Origin of the sequence: Streptomyces tagetis (assembly GCF_018069565.1) — a bacterium.
GTDB lineage: Bacteria > Actinomycetota > Actinomycetes > Streptomycetales > Streptomycetaceae > Streptomyces > Streptomyces tagetis.
In genome coordinates this window covers 466,219-489,271 of record NZ_JAGPNL010000002.1, presented here as the reverse complement: position 1 = coordinate 489,271, position 23,053 = coordinate 466,219, and the positions used below count along the sequence as shown (strand labels likewise).

Sequence of the window (23,053 nt, the reverse complement as noted above, 5' to 3'; positions counted from 1 at the left end):
AGGCGGGGGCCGGGTACTCCAGCCGGGGTGGGGGCGTAGTTTCCTGCGGTGGGGTGCGGGAACCCATGCGCCGTGGTCTTGAAGAGGAGAAGGGCCCGCGCCGGCGCGCGGGCCCGCCGCACGGCCGAACACACCGTCACCTGGGCCGACGGCCGTCTCCCCGTGTCCGAGGGCGGGGTGCTGCTGCGCAAGGCGTTCCCCGAGCACTGGTCCTTCCTGCTGGGCGAGATCGCCCTGTACAGCTTCGTCGTCCTGCTGCTGACCGGCGTGTGGCTCACCCTGTTCTTCCACCCGTCGATGACGGACGTGGTCTACGACGGCTCGTACCAGCCGCTGGTCGGGGTGACCATGTCGGAGGCGTACCGGTCGACGGTGGACATCAGTTTCGACGTGCGCGGCGGGCTGCTGATCCGTCAGGTGCACCACTGGGCGGCGCTGGTGTTCCTGTCCGCCATCGGGGTGCATCTGCTGCGGGTCTTCTTCACCGGGGCGTTCCGCCGGCCGCGTGAGGTCAACTGGATGATCGGCGTGACGCTGTTCCTGCTGGCGCTCGCCGAGGGGTTCGCCGGGTACTCGCTCCCCGACGACCTGCTCTCCGGGACGGGGCTGCGCATCGCGCAGGGCATCATGCTCTCGATCCCCGTCGTGGGGACGTACGTCAGCATGTTCGTGTTCGGCGGGCAGTACCCGGGGCACGATCTGGTCCCCCGGCTGTACTCGCTGCACATCCTGCTCATCCCCGGCCTGCTGCTGGCGCTGGTCACCGTCCATCTGATCCTCGTCTTCTACCTGAAGCACACCCAGTGGGCGGGGCGGGGCCGCACCCGGCACAACGTCGTGGGCAAGCCGCTGTTCCCGCAGTTCGCGGCGGGCTCGACGGGCCTGTTCTTCATGGTGTTCGGGGTCCTCACGGTGATCGCGGCGCTGGCCCAGATCAACCCGATCTGGGTCTACGGCCCCTACCGGCCCGACACCGTCTCCGCGGGTTCGCAGCCGGACTGGTACGTCGGCTTCCTGGAGGGCGCGCTGCGGCTGATGCCGCCCTTCGAGACGTCGCTGGCGGGGCACACCCTGATGTGGAACGTGCTGGTCCCGGCGGTGCTGCTGCCGGGGGCGCTGTTCACGGTGCTCTACGCGTACCCGTTCTTCGAGCGGTGGGTGACGGGTGACCGGCAGGAGCACCACCTGTGCGACCGGCCCCGGGACGTGCCGGTGCGGACCGGGCTGGGCGTGGCCGCGATCTGCTTCTACGCGGTGCTCACCGCGGCCGGCGGCAACGACATCCTCGCCCGCACCTTCGACCTCTCGCTGAACCTGCTGACGTGGGTGTTCCGGGTCTGTCTGGTGGTGCTGCCGCCGCTCGCCCTCATGGTGACCAAGCGGGTCTGCCTCGCCTTGCAGGAGCACGAGCGGGAGCGGCTGGAACACGGTGAGGAGACCGGCGAACTGCGGCAGACGCTGACCGGCGGCTACGTGGAGGACAGCACGCCGCTGGAGGCCGAGGAGCGGCACGTGCTGCGCTCGCGCCGGGAGCCGCTGCCGCTCGCCCCCGCCGCCGCGGCCGGGGAGGAGTCACCGCGGGTGGGACGGTTACGGGCGACGCTGAGCGAGTGGTATCACGGGGACCGGGTGGACGTGGGGGAATCGGCGGACCCGGCGGCGGCCCCGGGGGACGCGGCGCCGGACGACGTGCCGGCGGCCGGTCCCGAGCGCTGAGCGCCCCGGCGCGCGTACTGGAAGACCAGTCCGCAGACGGCGAACGCGAGCAGGCCGAAGCCCATCAGGACGAGCCAGAGGCCGAAGACGATGCCGTTCGCCAGGACGATGGCGCCCAGGGCGACGGTGATGGGCCAGGGGCTGTGCGGCGGGAAGAATTCCAGCGGGCCCACGGCGTCGGCGACCTCGGCGTCGCCCCGGTCCTGCGCGCGCGGTCCCCGCTTCTGGTGCTGCACCCGCAGGAAGAAGGAGACCAGAGAGGCCATCAGGCAGGCGAGCGCGAGGGCGACGGTGCCGGCGGGCTCGGCGGAGAACCAGCCGTAGCCGATCGCGGTGGCGGCGAAGAAGGCGGCGACCCCGGCGAACAGGCGGGATTCGGTCTTCACTGTTCCTGCCTCCGGTCGGTCCGGCGGACGGCGGGGTGGTGGAGGTCGAAGGCCGGGGACTCGGAGCGGATGCGGGGCAGCGAGGTGAAGTTGTGGCGCGGGGGCGGGCAGGGCGTGGCCCATTCGAGGGAGCGGCCGTACCCCCAGGGGTCGTCGCGCTCCACCCGCCGGCCGTACTGGTGGGTGTGCCACACGTTGTAGAGGAAGGGCAGGGTGGAGGCGCCGAGGAGGAAGGCCCCGGCGGAGCTGACGGTGTTCAGGGCGGTGAAGCCGTCCGTGGGCAGGTAGTCGGCGTACCGGCGGGGCATGCCGCCCTCGCCGAGCCAGTGCTGCACGAGGAAGGTGGTCTGGAAGCCGGCGAACAGCGTCCAGAAGTGGATCTTCCCGAGGCGTTCGCCGAGCATCTTGCCGGTGAACTTGGGCCACCAGAAGTAGAAGCCGCCGAACATGGCGAAGACGACCGTGCCGAAGAGCACGTAGTGCAGGTGCGCGACGATGAAGTACGAGTCCGTCAGGTGGAAGTCGAGCGGCGGCGAGGCGATGAGGACGCCGCTCATGCCGCCGAGCAGGAAGGTCACCAGGAAGCCGCAGGACCAGAGCATGGGCGTCTCGAAGGAGAGCGAGCCGTGCAGCATGGTGCCGATCCAGTTGAAGAACTTCACCCCGGTCGGCACGGCGATGAGGAACGACGTCATCGAGAAGAACGGCAGCAGCACCGCGCCGGTGGCGAACATGTGGTGGGCCCAGACCACCGCGGAGAGCATGGTGATGGCGATGGTGGCGCCGACCAGGCTGACGTAGCCGAAGATCGGTTTGCGGCTGAAGACCGGGATGATCTCGGAGACGATGCCGAAGAACGGCAGCGCGACGATGTACACCTCGGGATGGCCGAAGAACCAGAAGAGGTGCTGCCACAGCAGGGCCCCGCCGTTGGCCGGGTCGAGGATGTGCGCGCCGAACTTGCGGTCGGCCTCCAGCGCCAGCAGCAGCGCGGTGAGCACCGGGAAGGCGGGCAGCACGAGGATCGAGGTGAACAGCACGTTCCAGGTGAAGATCGGCATCCGGAACATGGTCATGCCGGGGGCGCGCAGGCACAGGATGGTGGTGATGAAGTTGACCGCGCCGAGCGTGGTCGACAGGCCCGCCACCACCAGCCCCATGGTCCACAGGTCGCCGCCGGGCCCCGGGCTGAAGACGGCGCTGTTCAGCGGGGCGTAGGCGAACCAGCCGAAGGCCGCCGCTCCCCCGGGCGTCAGGAACCCGGACACGACCATCAGCCCGCCGAAGAGGTACAGCCAGTACGACAGGGCGTTCAGCCGGGGGAAGGCCACGTCGGGGGCGCCGATCTGCAACGGCATGATCGCGTTGGAGAAGCCGGCGAAGAGCGGGGTGGCGAACAGCAGCATCATGATGGTGCCGTGCACGGTGAAGAGCTGGTTGTACTGGTACGGGGTGAACAACTGGAGCCCGGGACGGAGCAGTTCGGCGCGCATCAGCAGGGCGAGGACGCCGCCGGCGAGGAAGAAGCCGAAGGACGTCGTCATGTAGAGGTTGCCGATCACCTTGTGATCGGTCGTCGACGTCCACCGCACCAGGGCCCGCCCGAGCGTGCGCCCCGTCCGCTGCCGCGCCGGCGCCCGGCGCGGCGGCTCCTCGGTCCTGCTGTCCACCGCCATGCGGCGGAGGCTACCCACGCCCCCGCCCCCGGCCCGAGGACCACGCCGCCCACTCCTCCACCTGGCGGGCACGGCCCGTGGCGTCGGGGTGGGGACGGGGATCGCCTATCTTGGCGGGCATGCAGTCGTACACGATCGGCCAGGCCGCCCGGCTTCTCGGCGTGAGTCCCGACACCGCGCGCCGGTGGGCGGACGCCGGGCGGGTGGCGACCCACCGGGACCAGGGCGGGCGCCGTCTCATCGACGGGCGGGACCTGGCCGCGTTCTCGGTGGAGCTGGCCAAGGGCGGCGGGGCCGAGGAGGAGGCGTCGTTCACGTCGGTGCGCAACGCGTTCCCCGGCATCGTCACGGCGGTCAAGCTCGGGGACGTCGCCGCCCAGGTGGAGATCCAGGCGGGCCCGCACCGGCTGGTGTCGCTGCTGACCCGGGAGGCCGTGGAGGAACTGGGGCTGGAGGTCGGCATGGAGGCCACCGCCCGGGTGAAGTCGACCAACGTGCACATCGACCGCGCCTGAGCGCGGCCGGGGCTCAGGGGCCGGGGCGGATCGCGCGGGCCAGGAAGTGGTGCGGGGCGTCCTCGTGGTGGTCCGGGAGCCAGCCGGCCGCCCGCAGCGCGGGCCACAGGTTGGCCTCGGCGAGGAGGTCTCCGGGGTCGAGGGACCGGCCGTGGCGGGCGGCGCGTTCGGCGCGGCCGGAGGGGTGGAAGAGCAGCAGGACGCCGCCGGGCGCGGTCACCCGGGCCCACTCCCCGAGCGCCGCCGCCGGGTCGGGCACGTGGTCGACGAGGCCCGCGCTGAACACGCCGTCCACCGCGCCGGACGGCAGCGGCAGCCTGCCGGCGTCCGCGAGGAGCAGCCCGGCGTGGGCGCGGCGGCCCTCCCGGGCGGCGGTGGTGAGCATCGCCGCGGTCAGGTCGACGCCCAGCACGACTCCCTGGGCGCCGACCTGGGCGCGCAGGGCGGGCAGGGCGCGGCCGGTGCCGCAGCCCACGTCCAGCGCGCGGCGGCCGGGGCGCAGTCCCATACGGGCGACGGCGGCGGCGTAGACGGGGGCGTCGGAGGCGAAGCGCCGCTCCCAGGCGTCGGCGCGCGGGGTGAAGAAGGTGCGGGTCGCGGTGCGTTCGGCGCGCTCCGCGACGAGGGCGGCGAAGCGGGCCGGCACGCCGTCGGCCCGCCCCGGTGCGCCGAGGGGGAAGAGCAGGCCCCAGGCCGAGCCGCCGACCCGGTAGGCCACCACGGGGTGCCGGTCGCAGGAGGCGAGCAGCGCGGCGCCCGGCGGGAGCGCGAGGGCGCCGTGCCGGCGGTGGTGCGGGACGCGCACCAGGGCGGGCAGACCGGCGAGGAGCGGGTCGGTACGGGCGCCCAGGGACATCCGTACCTCGTCCACATCGGGGTACCGGGCCCGGTCCGGCCGCTCCCCCGCGGCGGCCGGTGCCGGGGGCGCGCTCCCCCGCGCGCGGGCGGCCTCCGCCAGCAGCCGGGCGCCGCGGTGCACGGCGAGCACCGGCACCTCGGCCGCCAGCGCGGCTTCCAGCAGGGCCTGTTCGCCGGTACGCGCGCCGGTCTCGGGGGCGCCGGTCAGGATCAGCGCGGCCAGGTCCGCCGGAGTGTCCGGGACCGGGTCCCCCGCCCAGGCACGGCAGCGGCGCGGCCTCAGCCCGGCCGACTCCAGCGCCGCGGAGACGGCGTACGGAGCCTCGCGCGGCCCGTGTTCGAGGACGAGTACGTCCGCCGCAGGGTCCGATCTCACCGCTCGCTCCTCCTCGCCGTGGGCTTGGTGCCCTCAGGTCCGTGACGTCAGTGCCAGGCCGCGTAGCCGCCGTCCACCCGGATCGCCTCGATGCCGCTGACGTACCGGGCGCCGCAGCGGTCCTGGGGCAGGACCAGTTGGGGGCCGGTGCCGTCGAGCGGGGTGCCGTCGAGGCTGACGGCGAGCAGGACGGGGGCCCGGCCGAAGTCGGGGTCGATCTCCGCCCAGGAGAGCAGGGCGTGGTGGCCGTCGGCGCCGCGCACGGCGATCAGGAAGCGGAGCCGGTCCTTGCGGCGGGTGGGGTCGAAGACGGGGTCCGCGGCGGTGAGCACGTCGTGCAGGCGGGGTCCGGTGAACCGGTGCCGGCGGATGCCGGAGCCGGCGCACTCGAAGGTGACCCGGGCCCCGTGCTGCGGCCAGGAGAGCAGCGCGGCGACGGTCAGGCGGGCCGGGCGGCGCAGGTCGCCGGTGAGGACGACCTCGGCCGGCGCATCGGCGGCCGTGGGTGACCGGCTCACGGCTATCACCTCCCGGGGGACCGTACCCAGCGGTCCGTAGTGCAAACGCACCTGCCAAGGCTACCGGTCACAGATCGGGCTCATGCGAGGTGACCGGTGTCTTTCCCCTGGTATCTGCGGCATTATCATCAGCGCGTGCACGGGCCTCCGGTCCCGCCGGTCGCCGCGGCGATCCGGCCGGCCGCGGCCGGCGCGCGACCGTGGATGTGTGTCCGTCAGGACCCGAGGGAGTGAACCGTGATGACCCGAACCGTGCGCAGGACCCGCCGGATGACGCGGATGGCCGGCGTGGGCGCCGCCGCACTGCTGACCCTGAGCGCCTGTTCGTCCTCGGGTGACTCCTCCGCCGCCGACCCGGCCTCCTCCGGTTCCGGCTCCGCCTCCGCCGGGCAGCTCTCCGGGACGGTCACCGTCTTCGCCGCCGCCTCCCTCACCGAGAGCTTCACGACGCTCGGCGAGGAGTTCGAGAAGGCGCACCCCGGCACCAAGGTCACCTTCAACTTCGGCGGCAGCGACAGCCTCGCCGCCGGCATCAACAGCGGTGCCCCGGCGGACGTGTTCGCCGCCGCCAGCACCAAGACGATGAAGCTGGTCACGGACGAGGGGGCCGCCTCCGGGGAGCCCGTCACCTTCGTCCGCAACCAACTGGAGATCGCCACCCTGCCCGGCAACCCGGACAAGATCGCCTCCCTCAAGGACCTCGCCGGGCCGGACCTGAAGGTCGTCCTGTGCGACAAGGAGGTGCCGTGCGGCGCCGCCACCCAGAAGGTCCTGGACGCGACCGGCCTGAAGGTGACCCCGGTCTCCTACGAGCAGGACGTCAAGGGCGCCCTCACCAAGGTCGAGCTGAAGGAGGCCGACGCCTCGCTGGTCTACAAGACCGACGTGCACGCGGCCGGTGACAAGGTGGAGGGCGTGGAGTTCCCCGAGGCCGCCGAGGCCGTCAACGACTATCCGATCGCCCTGCTCAAGGACGCGCCCAACGCCGCCGCCGCGAAGGCGTTCATCGCGCTGGTCCGCTCCGACACCGGCCGCAAGGTCCTCTCCGAGGCCGGGTTCCTCACGCCGTGACCCCCGAGGAACGGACGGCCGCCCCGCCCGCTCCCCGCAAGCGCTCCCCGCGCGCGGGGACGTGGGCGGTGGGCGGCCGGGGCGTGCCGCTGCCGTTGCTGCTGCCCGCGCTGCTCGGACTGGCCTTCCTGCTCGTGCCGTTGCTCGCGCTGCTGGTGCGGGCGCCGTGGAGCGGGCTGCCCGAGCAGCTCACCAGCGCCGGGGTGTGGCAGGCGCTGCGGCTCTCCCTGATCTGCGCGACGGCGGCGACCGCGGTGAGCCTGGTCATCGGCGTGCCGCTGGCCTGGGTGCTGGCCCGGGTGGAGTTCCCCGGGCGGGGGCTGGTGCGGGCGCTGGTGACACTGCCGCTGGTGCTGCCGCCGGTGGTCGGCGGTGTGGCCCTGCTGATGGCCCTGGGCCGCAACGGCATCGTGGGCCGGTGGCTGGACTCCTGGTTCGGCGTCACCCTGCCCTTCACCACCGCCGGGGTGGTGCTCGCGGAGGCGTTCGTGGCGATGCCCTTCCTCGTCATCAGCGTCGAGGGCACCCTGCGCGCCGCCGACCGCCGCTTCGAGGAGGCCGCGGCGACGCTCGGCGCCTCCCGGTTCACCGCGTTCCGCCGGGTCACCCTGCCGCTGATCGCCCCCGGCATCGCGGCGGGCGCGGTGCTGGCCTGGGCGCGGGCGCTGGGCGAGTTCGGGGCGACGATCACCTTCGCCGGGAACTTCCCCGGCCGCACCCAGACCATGCCCCTGGCGGTCTACCTCGCCCTGCAGAGCGACCCCGAGGCCGCCATCGCCCTCAGCCTGGTCCTGCTCACCGTGTCCGTCGCGGTCCTCGCCGGCCTGCGCGACCGCTGGATGACCGCCTCATGACGACCCGTGACCGTACCGAATCCCCCGCCCGCGAGACCGGGGCCGGGGCGGGCCTGGACGCGCGGCTCGTCGTGGACCGGGGCTCCTTCAGGCTCGACGTGGCGCTGACCGCCGCGCCCGGCGACGTGGTCGCCCTGCTCGGCCCCAACGGCGCCGGCAAGACCACCGCCCTGCGTGCCCTGGCCGGGCTGGTGCCGCTCGACGGCGGCCATCTGCGGCTGGACGGCACCCCGCTGGACCGCACCCCGCCCGAGGGCCGGCCGGTCGGCGTGGTCTTCCAGGACTACCTGCTCTTCCCGCACCTGACCGCGCTCGACAACGTGGCCTTCGGGCCGCGCTGCCAGGGGCTGGCCAAGGCGGACGCCCGCGAGCGGGCCGCCGAGTGGCTGGACCGGATGGGCCTCGCCGCGCACGCGGGCGCCCGGCCCCGCCGGCTCTCCGGCGGGCAGGCGCAGCGCGTGGCGCTGGCCCGCGCGCTGGCCACCCGGCCCCGGCTGCTCCTGCTGGACGAGCCGCTGGCCGCGCTGGACGCCCGTACCCGGCTGGAGGTGCGGGCCCAGCTCCGGCGGCACCTGGCCGGGTTCGAGGCGGTCGCGGTGCTGGTCACCCACGATCCGCTGGACGCCATGGTGCTGGCCGACCGGCTGGTCGTGGTGGAGGGCGGCCGGGTGGTGCAGGAGGGGGCGCCGGCGGACATCGCGCGCCGCCCCCGCACCGACTACATCGCCCAGTTGGTCGGCCTCAACCTCTACCGGGGCCGGGCCGAGGGGCACACGGTACGGCTGGACGAGGGACCGTCCGTCACGATCACCGAGGAGCTGTCCGGACCGGTCTTCGTGGCGTTCCCGCCGAGCGCCGTGACCCTGCACCGGGAGCGGCCGACCGGGTCCAGCGCCCGCAACCTGTGGCAGTGCGAGGTCGCCGGGCTGGAGACCCACGGCGACCGCATCCGCGCCGACCTGACCGGGGACCTCCCGCTCGCCGCCGACCTCACCACGGCCGCCGCCGCCGAACTGGACCTGTTCCCCGGCGCGAAGGTGTGGGGCAGCGTCAAGGCGGTGCAGACGCACGCCTATCCGGCCTGAGGCCGGAGCCGGGGCGTGCGCCCGGCCCGCCGGCGGGCGCCCGGCGGGCCGGGCTTCACCCCCGTGCATCCGGGGTGACATGATGAGGTGAGGCTCACCTCACCTGTGGGCCGTCCGTGTGTGCCGTGTGCCGCGAGGAGACGTCCATGCGCCTGGTGGGGGAAACCGCGTTCGCCGCGTTCGGGCTGTCCGGTGCGCCGGGGACCGACGCGTTCTGGGCCTCCGTGCGGGGGCCCGTGTCGGTGCCCGCCGAGGGGGGCGGCTGGACGACGCTGTTCCTGTGGCGGGGCTCCCCGGCGACGCTGGAGTTCGAGAGCTGGTCGGGGCCGGTGCCGCTGCGCCGCTTCGAGGAGACGGACTGCTGGTACGCGCGGGTGCCGCTGCCGGCCCGACTGCGGGTGACCTACCGGTTCCTGGCCCGGGACGCGGGCCACGCCGACCCGTTCAACCCGGCGGGCGCCGGCGGTGACCGGTCCGTCGCCGCCACCCCGGACGCGCCGGCCCAGCCGCACTGGCCGGACCTCGGCCCGGACGCCGTGCTGCCGCTGCCCCGGACCCGGCTGCGCTGGGCGGGCGGGCGGCTCGGCGGGCGGCGTACCGTGCGGGTCCATCCGGTGGGCGGCGGCGGGCCGGTGGTGCTGCTGCTCGACGGGGACGACTGGCTGTACCTGCATCCCGCGGTGACCGCCTTCGACGCGGCCCACGCCGCGGGCGAGATGCCGCCGGTGACCCTCGTCTTCCTCCCGGCCCGGGACCGCGAGGCCGAGTTCGCGGCCCGGCCGGAGCTGTGGGAGGCGGTCCGGGACGAACTGCTGCCGCTGGTGGCCGGGTCCGGCGTCCCCGCCGACCCGGACCGGCTCGTCGTCGCCGGGCAGAGCCTCGGCGGGCTGAGCGCCCTCTACGCGGCCCTGGAGTTCCCGGAGCTGGTGACGCGGGTCGCCTGCCAGTCGGGCTCGTTCTGGTGGGCGCCCGGTGCCGAGCGGGCGGCGGACCCGCTGGGCGGCCCGCTCGGCGGGGCCCTCGCCGAGCGGCTGCGCGGGGGCGCGGACCTGGCCGGGCTGCGGATCGCCTTCGACGTCGGGGAGCACGAGCGGCGGATGCTGCCGCACTGCGAGCTGGTCGAGACGCTGGCCGAGCGGGCCGGCGCGGTCGTACGGGTCTCGCGCTCGGCGTCGGACCACGACCGGGCCGGGTGGCGCCAGGCCCTGCTGCGGGACGTCGCCTGGGCCCTCGCCGCGCCGAGCGCCCCGGGCCGCTGACCGGCCGCACGGCCCCGGCGGTCGGCGGCCCGGCCCCGTACGCCGCCTACCGGGCCACGGCGCGGCGGTAGGCGTCGTCGCGGGCGAGCAGGTTGCGGTGGGTGTCCTCGGCGGTGATGGCGCCCCCGTCCAGGACGAGGACCCGGTCGGCCGTGTCCAGGAGCGCCGGACTGCCCGTGACGACCAGGGTGGTGCGGCCCCGGCGCAGCTTGGCCACGTTCCGGGCGATCAGTTGTTCGGTCACCGCGTCGACGGCGGTCGTCGGATCGTGCAGCACGAGGACGTCGGTGTCGGCGGCGAGGGCGCGGGCCAGCGAGAGGCGCTGGCGCTGGCCGCCGGAGAGGTTGGCGCCCCGGTCGCGCACCTCGTGGTCGAGCCCCGCCCGGTGCAGGGCGACGACGTCGGTCAGCAGGGACGCCTCGACCGCCTCGTCCACCGACCCGCTGGTGCCCGAGGGGTCGATGTTGGAGCGCAGGGTGCCCGCGAAGATCTCCCCGTCGTACGGGTTGACGAGCAGGTGTTCGCGGACCCCCTCCGCCGACAGGTCCGCCAGCTTGTGCCCGCCGACCCGCACCACTCCCCCGTACGTCTCCGGCGGCACGTGCAGCGCGAGGACCGCCGCGAGGTCGGCCGCCGCGCGCGGCTGGTAGGCGGCGACGGCGACGAACTCGCCCGCGCGCACCCGGAACGTCAGATCGCGCAGGGCGCCGTGGCGGACGTGGTCCAGCTCCAGGTCCCCGCCCTCGCGGGGCCGGCCGGTGCCGGGGACGGTGACCGGCGGGGCGGCCAGCACCAGCGCCATCCGGTCGGCGGAGGCCCGCGCGGTCATCACGTACTTGGGCATCTCCGAGAAGAGCTTGAGCGGTTCGATGATGAACTGGGCGAGCCCGACGGCCATGACGAGTTCGCCGATGGTGATGTCGCCGCGGAAGGCCAGCCACCCCGCGGTGAGGGTGACGGCGGCGGCCAGGGCGGCGTTGAGGGCGAGCGCGGTGCCCGCGTAGACCCCGTTCACCCCGGCGACGGTGACCGCCTGCCGCTTCGCCTCCGTGCTGACCCGGCGGTAGGAGCGGAAGGCGGCGTGGTTGCCGCCGAAGCCGTGCAGCGGGCGCAGGCCGGTGATGAGGTCGGCGACCTTGGCGCCCGCCCTGGCCACCCGCGCCTGCTGCTCGCGGGTGCTGTCGCCGATGCGCCGGGACATGACGCTCAGGATCGACAGGATGGCGACGGTGCCCACGATGACCAGCAGCCCCAGGTGGACGCTGGCCAGGCCGAGGGCGACCGAGGCGACCGCGACCGCGACGAGCGAGCTGATGAGCAGCGGCACCACCTCGATGATGTCGGCGGTCTGGTCGGCGTCCTCGGTGGCGATGGTCAGCACCTCGCCGGACTTGAGGCCGGTGTCCCGGGCCACCGGCTGGAGGGCGCCGGAGGCGACCCGCACCCGCCAGCGGTGCGCCTCGGTCGTGTTGGCCTTCTGCAGGATGCGCATGCCGAACCGCCAGGAGTACGACACCGTCGTGATGATCACCGCCAGGGCGGCGATCGACAGGCCGAGGGAGCGGGGGCTGCGGTCCTGCATCGTGTGCTCCACGATCAGGCCCAGGGCGATGGGGAAAGCGGTCTCCCCCGCCTGGTACAGGCCCATGAGGAACGTGCCCCCGGCCATGGCTCCGATGTTGCGGCGCAGCGCGGTGCGCAGGATGTCGGCCCCCTGGCGGGGGCGCTGGGTGTCAGGCGTGGTCATCGAGATGGCGGGCAATCGCTTCCGGGGTTCGCAGGGTCAGCAGGTCGCGGATGGTGATCACGGGTCCGTACTCGCGGCGGAGCAGGCCGGTCAGCCGTACCGCCAGCATGGAGTGTCCGCCGAGGGCGACGAAGTCGCCGACCGCGCTGACCTCGTCGTCGTCGAGGTCCAGTGCCTCGGCGAAACACTCGCACACCAGGGTCTCGGTGGGGGTGCGCGGTCCGCGTTGGCCCTCGGTGGACAGCGCGCCGAGCGGCCGGGCCGGCGGCAGGGCCGAGGTGTCGGCCTTGCCGTTGACGGTGAGCGGGATCGCGTCGACCTCGGCGTAGTGGCTCGGGCGCAGGAAGTCGGGCAGGGTCGCGCAGACCTCGGCGGCGACCGTGGCGAGGTCTGCGCCGTCCAGCACCAGGTACGCGGCGAGCCGGAGGGTGCCCTCGGCGCCGGGGTCGGGCTGGGCGACGGCGGCGGCGAAGCGCACCGCCGGGTGCGCGGTGAACGCGGCCTCCACCTCGCCGGGTTCGACCCGGTGCCCGCGGATCTTGACCTGCTGGTCGGTGCGGCCGAGGTACATCAGGTGCCCGTCGGGCCGGCGGACGACGAGGTCGCCGGTGCGGTACACGCGCTCGCCGGGCGGGCCGAAGGGGGAGGCGACGAAGCGGTCGGCGGTCTGCCCCGGGCGGCCGAGGTAGCCCCGGGCGATGCCGGCGCCCGCCACGTACAGCTCGCCGGGGACGCCGTCCGGCAGGGGCCGCAGCCAGGGGTCGAGGACATAGGCGTCGGTGTTGTCGATGGGCACGCCCACCACCGGGTCGGCGCACTCGAAGGTGCCGGCGCCGAGGGTGTTGATCGTGTACTCGGTGGGCCCGTACAGGTTGTAGCCGGAGGTGCCCTCGGTCTCGGCGAGCCGCCGCCACAGCGCCGGGGGGACGGCCTCGCCGCCGAGCAGTACGAGCGCCGGCCGCCGGTCCGGGTCGTCGAGGAGCCCTTCGGCGACGAGTTGCTGGGCGTAGGTCGGGGTCACGTTGATCACGTCGATGGCGTGTTCACGGCAGTACGCCACCAGCCGGGGCGCGTCGCGGCGCAGTTCCTCGTCGCAGATGTGCACCTCGTGGCCGTCGGCCAGCCACAGCAGTTCCTCCCAGGACATGTCGAAGGCGAACGAGACGGTGTGCGCGACCCGGAAGACCCGGTGGCCGTGGTCGGCGAGGACCGGTTCGAAGATCCGGCGCTGGTGGTTGACGAGCATGTTGGTGAGCCCGGCGTACTCGGTGACGACGCCCTTGGGCCGGCCCGTCGAGCCGGAGGTGTAGATGGTGTACGCGGGGTGCCGCAGCCGGTCCGGGTCGTCGGGGGCGAAGGTCGTGTACGGCTCGGCCCCGGGCAGCGGCCGGTCCAGGGCGATGAGGTCCCCGGTCAGCCGGGGCGCCACGTCGGCGACGGTCAGGACGACCTCGGGGCGGGCGTCGTCGACGATGGCGGCGATCCGCTCGTCGGGGTGGTCGAGTTCCAGCGGTACGTAGGCGGCGCCGACGCGCAGCACGGCGAAGAGCGCCACGATCGAGTCGAGGGAGCGGGGGACGGCGAGGCCGACGGTGGTCTCGGGGCCGATGCCGCGCGCGGCGAGGACCCCGGCCAGCTCCCGGCTGCGGTCGCGCAGTCCGGCGAAGGTGAGCGTGGCGCCGTGGGCGACGAGGGCGGTGCGGTCCGGGGAGCGGTCGGCGGCCCGGTCGAAGCGGTCCACGACGGTGTCCGTGCCGAAGTCGGTGCGCGGCGCGGGCTCGGGCCGGGGGGCGAGGCCGGGCAGGGTGCCGAGGGGGCCGTCCCGGTGGGCCAGGTCGTCGAGGACGCGGAGGTAGTCGTCGAGGAGGCGGCGGGCCGCGGCGTCGTCGCCGTCGCGGTGCTCCAGCTTGACGGTGAGCCGTTCGCCGGGGGTGACGACCCAGGTGAAGGGGTAGTGGGTGGAGTCGTCGGCCGTGACCGAGGTGATGCCGTGCCGGGTGTTCATCGCCTCGAACGCGTCGTGGTCCAGGAAGTTCTGGTACACGAACAGGTTGTCGAAGAGGGTGTCGTGGCCGCCGGCCCGCTGGATCTCGCCGAGCCCGAGGTGTTCGTGGTCCATCGCCTCGACGCGGGCGGCCTGGACCGCCGCGAGGTAGGCGCCGGGGGTGGCGTCGGGCCGGGCCCGGGTCCACTGGGGCACGGTGTTGAGCAGGACGCCGACGATGCCGGAGAGGCCCTCGCCCTCGCGGCCGGAGACGGTGACGCCGAACACGGCGTCGGCGCGTCCGGTGCGGGCGGCCAGCAGCAGCCCGAAGGCGCCGGTCAGGAGGGTGTTGAGGGTGACGCCGTGGGCGCGGGCGGCCTCCCGCAGCCGGTCGGACCGCTCGGCGTCGAGGGTGCGGACGTGGGCGTGCGGGGGTCCGTCGTCGAGGGCGGGCGCCGCTCCGGCGAGCAGGGTCGGTCCGGGCAGCCCGGCCAGGTGCCGGGCCCAGAACTCCTCGGCGGCGCCGGTGTCGCGGGCGGCGAGCTCCCGCGCGTACTCCTCGAAACCGGGCGTGGCCGGTTCCGGGAGCGGGGGCCGGCCGTCGAGGACGGCGCGGTAGGCGTCGAAGAGGTCCCGCAGCACGATCTCGCGGGACCAGCCGTCCCACAGCAGCAGGTGGTAGCTGAGGAGGAGTCCGTCGTGGCCGTCGGGGCGGCGGACCACGGTCAGCCGCAGCAGCGGCGGCCGGTCCGGGTCGAAGCCGGTGGCCCGGTCCCGGGCGCGCGCTTCCTCGACCTCCGCCTCCGTGGCGAGTTCGACGGTGTGCACGGGGACGCGGCGGCCGGCGCGCAGGAGCTGGACCGGGTTGCCGTCGTCGTCGGTGGTGAAGCCGGCGCCGACGACCGGGTGCCGGGCGATGAGCCGGGCCGCGGCCTCGGCGAGCGCGTCGGTGTCCAGGCGCCGGTCGAAGGTGAAGTAGCTCTGGGCGACGTACGGCGCCGCCAGGCCGGTCATCTGGGCCTGGAAGTACAGGCCCCGCTGGAGTGGGGTGACCGGTGCGGTGCGCTCGGCGGTCGCGGCGGCCTCGGCGAGCCGTTCCAGGGCGCGCAGCCAGTGGTCGGTGATCTCGTCGGGGACGCCCTCGGCGAGGGTGAAGGAGGCGTGCAGGCTTCCCGTCCGGGCGTCGGTCCAGGCGTTGACCTCGACGGCGTACGGGCTGCCCCGGCCGTCGCCGGTGAGGTGCAGGGCGCGGTCCTCGGTGGCCCGGCCGAGGTAGTTGAGGAGCACCTGGGGGCGGGCGGTGAGCAGCGGCGCGGTCTGCGGGTCGAGGTACCTGAGGCGGCCGTAGCCCATGTGCCGCCGCTCGTCGGGCATGCGGGCGGCGGCCTCGCGGGCGGCGGCGAGGGGATCGGTGTGCGCGGTCAGGCGCAGGGGGGCGATGGCGGTGAACCAGCCGACGGTGCGGGTGTAGTCGTGGTCGGGCCGGGCCGGGACGCGGCCGTGCCGTTCCAGGTCGACGGCGAGGTCGGTGGGGTCGGGCTGGACGCGGGTCAGGGCGGCGCGCAGGGCTCCGCAGAGCAGTTCGGTGACGTCGAGGCCGAGCGCGGCGGGCGCGGCGCGGGTGACGTCGTGGCTGGTCGTGGGCGCGAGGACGACGGTGGTCTCGCGCAGCCCGCGGGCCGGGGGCAGCGGGGCGGGGGCGGCGAGGGTGGTGATCCAGTGCCCGAGGTCGGCGACGGGATGGCCGGCCGGGTCGGCGAGGGCCGCGGCGTAGGCGGCGTAGGGGGTGGTGGCCGGGGGCGGTGCGGCGCCGTCGAGGGCGGCGGCGAGGTCGTCGAGGAGGATCACCCAGGAGACCGCGTCGACGGCGAGGTGGTGGACGGTGACGACGAGGGTGCGGCTCGCCGGGAGCCAGGTGAAGGCGGCGGTCCGTCCGGCGGTGGGGTCGAGCCGGTCGGCGGCCTCCTCGGCGGCGCGCTGCGGGTCGGCGGTGTCGTCGCGGACGACGGTGGCCGGGCCGGCCGGTTCGGTGCGCAGGGTCCACACGCCGTGGTCGGTGGCCAGCCGCAGCCGGAGCGCGGGGTGGGCGGCGAGGACGGCGTCGGCCGCGCGCCGGACGTCGGCGAGGCCGGTGCCCTCGGGTGCGGTGACGGTGCGGGCCTGGGCGAAGCGGGCGAGGGGGCCGCCGAGTTCGCGTAGGCGCAGGATGATGGGGGTCGGGGCGAGGGGGCCGTCCTCGGCGGGGGCGGACATCTGGGGCGCGGGGGCCGGGGTGCGCTGGGCGAGGTGGGCGGCGAGGGCGCGCGGGGTGCGGTGCAGGAAGACGTCGCGGGGGGCGATGGGCAGGCCGAGGGCGCGGGCCCGGTTGATGAGGCCGATGGCGACGATGCTGTCGCCGCCGGCGGCGAAGAAGTCGGTGCCGGGGCCGACCTCGGTGTCGGGCAGCGCGGCGGCGAAGACGCCGACCAGGGCGTCGAGGGCGTCGTCGCCGGGGGCGGCGGGCGGCTCGGCGGCGGTGGCGCGGGCGGCGTCGGCCGCCGCGTCGGCGGTGGCGGTGCGTTCGGTGAGGGCCTTGCGGTCGAGTTTGCCGTTGACGGTGAGCGGCAGGGCGTCGGCGGCCAGGACGCGGGCGGGCACCATGTGCCGGGGCAGCTTCGCGGTGAGCCGGTCGGTGAGGTCGCCGGGGACGCGGCCGACGACGTGCGCGACGAGGTGGTCGCCGCTGCCGGCGACCACGACGGCCGCGTCGACCACGCCGTCGACCTGCCGGATCGCGGTCTCCACCTCGCCGAGTTCGACGCGGAAGCCGTGGAGCTGCACCTGGTCGTCGGCGCGGCGGGTGAACTCCAGCTCGCCGTCGAGGGTGCGGCGGGCGAGGTCGCCCGTGTGGTACATGCGGGAGCCGTCGCCGGCGAAGGGGTCGGCGACGAACCGGGACGCGGTCAGTCCGGGCCGGCCCAGGTAGCCGAGGGCGACCTGGTCGCCGGCGACGTAGATGGCGCCTTCGCGGCCCGGCGGCACCGGCCGCAGCCGTTCGTCGAGCAGGTGGGTGACGAGGCCGGGGATGGGCCCGCCGATGGGGCTGGCCCCGTAGCCCGGCGCGAAGTCCTCGTCGGTGAGGACGCGGTGGGTGACGTGGACGGTGGTCTCGGTGATGCCGTACATGTTCACCAGCTCGGGCGAGCGGGTGCCGTGCCGTTCGACCCAGCCGCCCAGCCGCCGCAGGTCCAGCGGCTCCCCGCCGAAGATGATCCGGCGCAGGGCGCGGGCCGGGCCGGGGGCGAGCCGGTCGGCCTCGGCGAACTGGTAGAAGGCGGACGGCGTCTGGTTGAGGACGGTGACGCCGCGGTCGCGGACCAGACGGTGGAAGTCGACCGGGGAGCGGGTCAGCGCGTACTCGGGGACGAGGAGTTCGGCGCCGTGCAGCAGGGCGCCCCACAGCTCCCAGACGGCGAAGTCGAAGGAGGCGGAGTGGAACTGCACCCATACGTCCCGGGGCCCGAAGTCCATCGCGGGCCGGGTCCGCTCCAGCAGGGTCACGACGCTGGAGTGCGGGACGACGACGCCCTTGGGCCGGCCGGTCGAGCCGGAGGTGTAGATGACGTAGGCGGGGTCCCGCGGGCCGGCCTCGCCGACCGGGGCGGGCGGGGCGGCGGCGCCGTCCGGGTCCTCGCCGGGGACGAGGAGGCGGGCGGACGAGCCGGCGCGGGCCAGGAGCCGGGCGAAGCGGTCGCGGTGGGCGGGGTCGACGAGGACGACCTGCGGGGCGGCGTCGGCGAGGACGTACTCCAGCCGCTCGTCGGGGTAGGCGAGGTCCAGCGGTACGTAGGCGCCGCCCGCGCCGACGACGGCGACCAGGGCGACGACCTGTTCCACCGAGCGCGGCAGGGCGATGGCGACCCGCTTGCCGGGGCCGGTGCCGGCCGCGCGCAGGGCCTGGGCGAGCCGGTCCTTCTCCGCCGCCAGCCCGCCGTAGGTCAGGGAGCGGGTGGTGCCGTCGAGGGCGCAGTGGGTGACGGCGGTGGCGTCCGGGTCGCGGCGGGCGGCGGCGTCGAACAGCGCGCCCAGGGTGGCGGGTCCGGTCCGCGCGGGTGCCGGGGTCTCTTCCTGGGGGGCCGCCTCGCCGGCCGGGTGGCCGGGCCGGGTGAGCAGGCCGGTGAGGGTGCGGGTGAAGGTGCGCAGCAGCGCGCGGGCGCCGCTCTCGCGGAGCAGGGCGGCGTCGTGGATGAGCCGGAAGCGGGGACGGCCCTCGGGGGTGCGTTCCACGACGAGGGTGAGCGGGTAGTGCGGGGCGCCCTCGTTGGCGATGTGGGTGATGGCCAGGGTGTCGCCGGGGGCGCGCAGGGCGGCGGGGTCGGTGGCGACGTCGAAGACGACGAGGGTGTCGAAGAGGGGTCCGGCGCCGGCCAGGCGGCCGATGCGGGCGAGGGAGACGTGCTGGTGGGCGAGGACGGCGCTCTGCCGCTCGCGTACCGAGGCGAGCAGGTCGCCGGCGGTGGTGGTGCCGCTCCAGCGGACGCGGACGGGGAGGGTGTTGATGAAGAGGCCGACCATGTCCTCGATGCCGGGCACGTCGGCGTCGCGGCCGGAGACGGTGGACCCGAAGACGACGTCCGTGCGGTGCAGGATGCCGCCCAGGGTGAGGGCCCAGGCGCTGTGCACGGCGGCGCTGAGCGGGACGCCGGCCGCGCGGGCGGCGGCGTCGACGTCGACGCCGGTCTCGCCCCCGGCCCGGTCCCCGGCCGCCGCCTCCTCCTCCCCCGCCTCGACGACGACGTCGGCGAACCGGTCGGAGGGGATGTGGTCCTCGGCCACCAGGCAGGGGCCGGGCAGGCCGGCCAGGTGCGCGCGCCAGACCCGGTCGCTCTCGGCGTCGCCGGCGAGGGCGAGCCGGCGGGCGTGCTCGGCGAAGCCGCCGCTGGGCAGGGCGCTGCCGGGGGCGTGGTACTCGGCCAGCAGGGTGCGCAGCATCGGCGGTACGGACCAGCCGTCGGCGACGATGTGGTGGACGGTCTGGACGAGGACGTGACGGCCGGCGCCGGCGCGGACCAGGGTGTAGCGCATGAGGGGGCCGACGGCCGGGTCGAAGCCTGCCCGCCGGTCCCGTTCGGCGAGGTCGCGCAGGTCGGCGTCGGTGATGCCGGGGCGGTCCAGGACGGTGAACGGCGCCTCGGTGCCGTCCTCCAGGACGGAGACCACGCGGCCGTCGGCGAGGGGCACGAAGCGGGCGGCGAGGTTGGGATGGACGGTGAGCAGGCGGGTGGCCGCCGCCGCGAGGCGCCCGGCGTCGGGTTCGCCGTCCAGGGTGAGGAGTTGCTGTTCGACGTAGCTGCCGGTGGCGTCGTCGTCGTAGACGGAGTGGAAGTACAGGCCCTCCTGCAACGGGGTGAGCGGCAGGATGTCGCGCAGGGCGGGGCCGTCGAGGGCGTCGACGTCGGCCTGGGTGAGGCGGACGCCGGGGAAGTCGCTGGGCGTGTGGCCGCCGCCGTCGAGGGCGGCGAGGCCGGTCAGGGCCTGGTGGTAGTAGCCGGTGAGGGCGGTGATGTCCTCGTCGGTGAAGAGGCCCTCGGGCCAGGAGACGGTGGTGACCAGCTCGTAGCCCCCGCCGGGGGCGGGTTCGGCGATCGCGTTGAACTCCAGGGCGCGCGGCAGGCGCATCCGGGGGTCGCGGCGCTCGCCCAGGTGGCCGGTGGAGCCGGCGGGGCGCCACTCCTCGGTGCTGCCGGCGTCGTGGCGGCCGAGGTAGTTGAAGAGGACCTGGGGCGCGGGGGTGTCGAAGGCCGTGCCGTGCACGTGGCGCAGGACGCCGTAGGGCAGGCCGTTGCCGGGCACCGCGGCGAGATCCTCCTTGACCGCCTTGAGCGCGGCGGCCAGGTGTCCGGGCGACGTGGGGTCGGTGGCCGGGCCGGGGTCCACGGTCACCGGGAACAGGGTGGTGAACCAGCCGACGGTGCGGGACAGGTCGGGTTCGAAGCCGGCGGTGCCGGCGACGAGGCCGGGCTCGCGGCCGTGGCCCTCCAGTTCGATGTGGGCGTGGGTCTGGTCCTGTCCGAGGTCGCGGCGCAGCCGGGCGAGGGCCACGGCGAGGGCGGTCAGCAGGACGTCGTTGACGCGGGCGTGGAAGCGGGCCGGGACCTCCCCGAGCAGCGCGGCCGTCGCGTCGGGGCCGATGCTCACGGTGCGCAGGCGTTCCCGGGCGACGGTGTCGGAGGCGGCGAGGGGGCGCCGGCCCAGGGGTGCGTCGGGCGCGGGCCGCGGGCGGCGGAAGGCGTCGGCGTGCGCGTCGAGGGGCGTGCGGGCCAGGAGCTGGGTCCAGCGGCGGAAGGAGGTGCCCACCGGGGGCAGGGCGATCGGCGAGCCGGAGACGAACTGCCGCCAGGCGGTGGCCAGATCGTCGGTGAGGATGTGCCAGGAGACGCCGTCGACGACCACGTGGTGGGCGACGAGGACGAGTTGGCGGGCGCCGGGCCGCCAGACGGCGCGCAGCATCACGCCGGCGTCCGGGTCCAGTGCCTCGGTGGCGAGGGCGACGCAGGCGTCGAGGGGGGCGTCGCTCTCCTGCCACAGCGCTCCGGCCGGGGCTCCCGCCTCGGGGACGTGGAAGCCCCAGTGCTCGCCGCGCACCAGGCGGGCGCGGAGCATGTCGTGGCGGGCGACGACGGCGGCCAGGACGGTGTCGAGGGCGGCGGCGGTGAGTCCGGCGGGGGTGTTGAGCACCAGGGACTGGACGAAGCCGTCGACGGCGTCGGTGGTCTCGCCGAGCCAGCGCACGACGGCCGAGCCGGTGACCTCGCCGGCCGGGACGTCGCCGGTGTCGCCGGTGGTGACGTCCTCGCGGCTCGCCACCGCCGCCAGTTCGCGGACGACGGTGTGGGTGAAGATCTGCCGTGCGGTGACGTGCAGCCCGGCCGCGCGCAAGGCGCTGAGCAGGGAGATGGCGAGGATGCTGTCGCCGCCGAGGCGGAAGAAGTCCTGGTCGGCGCCGACCCGGTCGAGCCGCAGCACCGAGGCGACCGCCTCGCACACCAGCCGCTCCTCCTCGGTGGCGGGCGGGGCGGAGGCGCCGTCGGCGACGGCCGGCTCGGGCAGCGCGGCCCGGTCCAGCTTGCCGTGGGCGGTGAGCGGGAACGCGTCCATCACGACGACGTGGGCGGGCACCATGTACTCGACCATGTGCCCGGCGGCCCAGTCGGTGACGTCCTCGGCCCGCAGCCCCTCGGCGCCGGCCGACGGGATGACGTACCCCACGAGGTAGGTGCCGCCCGCGGTGTTCTTCCGGGCGACGACGCAGGCGTGCCGGACGCCGGGGTGTTCGGTGAGGCCCGCCTCGACGTCCTCGATCTCCAGCCGCATGCCGCGGATCTTGACCTGGTTGTCGGCCCGGCCGAGGAAGTCCAGCGAGCCGTCGGGGGCCCAGCGGGCGAGGTCGCCGGTGCGGTAGAGGCGGGAGCCGTCGGTGGCGAAGGGGTTGGCGACGAAGCGGGAGGCGGTGAGGCCGGGCGCGTTGACGTAGCCGCGGCCCAGCAGGAAGCCGCCCGCGTACAGTTCGCCGCCGACGCCGACGGGGACCGGGCGCAGTTCGTCGTCGAGGACGTAGAGCTGGGTGTTGGGGTTGGCGCGGCCGATGGAGGTCGACAGGCGTTCGGCCGCGCCCCGGTAGACGACGTGGGAGACGCCGATGGTCGTCTCGGCGGGGCCGTAGCCGTGGTACAGGGGGATGTCGAGCCGGGCGCGGAAGCGCTCGTACAGCTCGGGGGTGAGCACCTCGCCGCCGCACCACACGTGGCGCAGGCTGTCCAGGCGCCCGGAGTCGCCGACCAGTTCCAGGAGGACGTCCAGCATGGACGAGACGAGGTAGGTGAAGGTGACCCGGTGTTCGGCGATGACGCCGAGCAGGTGGTGCGGGTCGCGTTCGCCGCCGGGGCGCAGGACGACCAGGCGTCCGCCGCGCACCAGGGGCAGGAAGATCTCGTTGACGGAGATGTCGAAGGACAGGGGCGCCTTGAAGAGGGAGGCGTCGTCCGGGCCGAAGCCCAGGATCTCCCCGGCCTGCCACAGCAGGCGTTCGCTGATCGCCTCGTGGCGGATCATGGCGCCCTTGGGCCGTCCGGTCGAGCCGGAGGTGAAGATGACGTACGCGAGGGCGGCGCCGGGGATCACGAGGCCGGGGCCCTCGGCGGGCCGGTCGGCGTAGCGCCAGTCGGCGAGGTCGACGGCGGCGGCCTCGGGCTCGTCCGGGGCGTGCTCGCCGGTGGCGTTGAGCTGGAGGACGACGCGGGCGTCCTCGATGACGGCGGCCCGGCGGGCGGCGGGCCAGCGCGGGTCGAGCGGGACGAAGGCGCCGCCCGCGCGGACCACGGCGAGCAGGGCGATGACCAGGTCGGCGCTGCGGTCCAGGGAGATGCCGACGACCTGTTCGGCGCGGAGCCCGCGGGCGAGCAGGTCGTGGGCGAGCTGGGCGGAGAGCGTGTCCGTCTCGCGGTAGGTCAGGGTGCGGTGCTCGTCGACGACGGCGACGGCGTCGGGCCGCGCCTCGGCCTGCGCGCGGAACATCTCGACGAGGGTGGGGCGGTCCCGGTCGGCGGCGGTGTCGTTCCACGCGGCGAGGTCGGCGAGCCGCTGGGCGGCGCCGCGGGGGCCGATGGTGCCGAGGGGCCGGCCGGGGAAGTCGGCGAGGTCGTCCAGGGCGAGCTGTGCCTCGGCCGGGTCGACGCCCTCCGGTACGGGGATGTCCAGGCCGTCGCCGCCGGTGGACGGGGCGTTGCCGGCACCGCCGTGGTGGGCCCAGCCGAGGACGTCGGCGAAGAGGGTGCCCGGGGCGAGGTCGATGCCCTCGGGGCTGTCGCCGTGCGCCCAGTGGGCCAGCGCGACGGCGCAGGCCCGGGTGATGGTCCGGTCGTCGTAGTCGCCGGCCCGGCGGCGTACGTCGTCCAGCCGGGCGGGAGAAAGCCGTACGTGTCGGTCGGTCGGTTGCCTCATCGGAGACTCAACACCCCTCCGGGGCCGGG

Annotated in this window: 12 protein-coding genes; 6 read left to right on the top strand and 6 right to left on the bottom strand. The window is 75.2% G+C overall.

The genetic code is table 11. From position 1 onward, the window contains the following. The first annotated feature begins 72 nt into the window (after positions 1–72). The gene (gene qcrB / locus J5Y05_RS10230; RefSeq protein ID WP_210870581.1) at positions 73–1,716 is read left to right on the top strand and encodes a cytochrome bc1 complex cytochrome b subunit; all 1,644 of its coding nucleotides are present in this window, start codon (positions 73–75) and stop codon (positions 1,714–1,716) included. Here qcrB and ctaF read toward each other — a convergent pair. After that, on the bottom strand, positions 1,617–2,102 hold the full coding sequence (gene ctaF / locus J5Y05_RS10225) for an aa3-type cytochrome oxidase subunit IV (protein WP_210870578.1): 486 nt from the start codon (positions 2,100–2,102) through the stop codon (positions 1,617–1,619). The genes qcrB and ctaF overlap by 100 nt on opposite strands. Then, positions 2,099–3,778 carry an aa3-type cytochrome oxidase subunit I gene (ctaD, locus tag J5Y05_RS10220; RefSeq protein WP_210870575.1) on the bottom strand — a complete coding sequence of 560 codons (1,680 nt, stop codon included), beginning with the start codon at positions 3,776–3,778 and terminating at the stop codon, positions 2,099–2,101. Before ctaD ends, ctaF begins: the two co-directional genes overlap by 4 nt. A 119-nt stretch (positions 3,779–3,897) precedes the next feature. Here ctaD and J5Y05_RS10215 point away from each other — a divergent pair, with 119 nt between their 5' ends. Beyond that, positions 3,898–4,293 (top strand): TOBE domain-containing protein, encoded by a 396-nt coding sequence (locus J5Y05_RS10215; protein WP_210870572.1) that lies wholly within the window; start codon positions 3,898–3,900, stop codon positions 4,291–4,293. A gap of 13 nt (positions 4,294–4,306) precedes the next feature. Here the strand turns inward: J5Y05_RS10215 and J5Y05_RS32450 are convergent, their stop codons facing one another. After that, the gene (locus tag J5Y05_RS32450; RefSeq protein WP_307853820.1) at positions 4,307–5,527 is read right to left on the bottom strand and encodes a methyltransferase domain-containing protein; all 1,221 of its coding nucleotides are present in this window, start codon (positions 5,525–5,527) and stop codon (positions 4,307–4,309) included. Positions 5,528–5,574: 47 nt separating this feature from the next. Continuing rightward, complete coding sequence (locus tag J5Y05_RS10205) at positions 5,575–6,045, bottom strand: molybdopterin-dependent oxidoreductase (RefSeq protein ID WP_307853819.1); 471 nt, start codon at positions 6,043–6,045, stop codon at positions 5,575–5,577. Positions 6,046–6,285: 240 nt separating this feature from the next. On the opposite strand from J5Y05_RS10205, the gene modA reads away from it, so the two are divergent. The 4 genes from modA (at position 6,286) to J5Y05_RS10190 (ending at position 10,314) form a co-directional block, all read left to right on the top strand. Then, on the top strand, positions 6,286–7,116 hold the full coding sequence (gene modA, locus J5Y05_RS10200) for a molybdate ABC transporter substrate-binding protein (RefSeq protein WP_210870569.1): 831 nt from the start codon (positions 6,286–6,288) through the stop codon (positions 7,114–7,116). Then, a complete protein-coding gene (gene modB, locus J5Y05_RS31715; RefSeq protein ID WP_307853817.1) occupies positions 7,113–7,970 on the top strand; it encodes a molybdate ABC transporter permease subunit in 858 nt (285 codons plus the stop codon). Before modA ends, modB begins: the two co-directional genes overlap by 4 nt. Further along, a complete protein-coding gene (locus tag J5Y05_RS31710) occupies positions 7,967–9,055 on the top strand; it encodes an ABC transporter ATP-binding protein (protein WP_247614429.1) in 1,089 nt (362 codons plus the stop codon). The genes modB and J5Y05_RS31710 overlap by 4 nt, the downstream gene beginning before the upstream one ends. A gap of 146 nt (positions 9,056–9,201) precedes the next feature. Continuing rightward, positions 9,202–10,314 (top strand): alpha/beta hydrolase-fold protein, encoded by a 1,113-nt coding sequence (locus J5Y05_RS10190; protein WP_210870566.1) that lies wholly within the window; start codon positions 9,202–9,204, stop codon positions 10,312–10,314. Positions 10,315–10,360: 46 nt separating this feature from the next. On the opposite strand, the gene J5Y05_RS10185 is transcribed toward J5Y05_RS10190, so the two are convergent. After that, positions 10,361–12,061 carry an ABC transporter ATP-binding protein gene (locus tag J5Y05_RS10185; protein WP_210870563.1) on the bottom strand — a complete coding sequence of 567 codons (1,701 nt, stop codon included), beginning with the start codon at positions 12,059–12,061 and terminating at the stop codon, positions 10,361–10,363. After that, positions 12,048–23,024 carry a non-ribosomal peptide synthetase gene (locus tag J5Y05_RS10180; protein WP_210870560.1) on the bottom strand — a complete coding sequence of 3,659 codons (10,977 nt, stop codon included), beginning with the start codon at positions 23,022–23,024 and terminating at the stop codon, positions 12,048–12,050. The genes J5Y05_RS10185 and J5Y05_RS10180 overlap by 14 nt, the downstream gene beginning before the upstream one ends. Positions 23,025–23,053: the final 29 nt, after the last annotated feature.

Bases quoted from the DNA above. Each gene is read 5' to 3' on its own strand.
- ctaD (WP_210870575.1), bottom strand. From the start codon at position 3,778: ATGGCGGTGGACAGCAGGACCGAGGAGCCGCCGCGCCGGGCGCCGGCG.
- J5Y05_RS10215 (WP_210870572.1), top strand. From the start codon at position 3,898: ATGCAGTCGTACACGATCGGCCAGGCCGCCCGGCTTCTCGGCGTGAGT.
- modA (WP_210870569.1), top strand. From the start codon at position 6,286: ATGACCCGAACCGTGCGCAGGACCCGCCGGATGACGCGGATGGCCGGC.
- J5Y05_RS31710 (WP_247614429.1), top strand. From the start codon at position 7,967: ATGACGACCCGTGACCGTACCGAATCCCCCGCCCGCGAGACCGGGGCC.
- J5Y05_RS10190 (WP_210870566.1), top strand. From the start codon at position 9,202: ATGCGCCTGGTGGGGGAAACCGCGTTCGCCGCGTTCGGGCTGTCCGGT.
- J5Y05_RS10185 (WP_210870563.1), bottom strand. From the start codon at position 12,061: ATGACCACGCCTGACACCCAGCGCCCCCGCCAGGGGGCCGACATCCTG.
- J5Y05_RS10180 (WP_210870560.1), bottom strand. From the start codon at position 23,024: ATGAGGCAACCGACCGACCGACACGTACGGCTTTCTCCCGCCCGGCTG.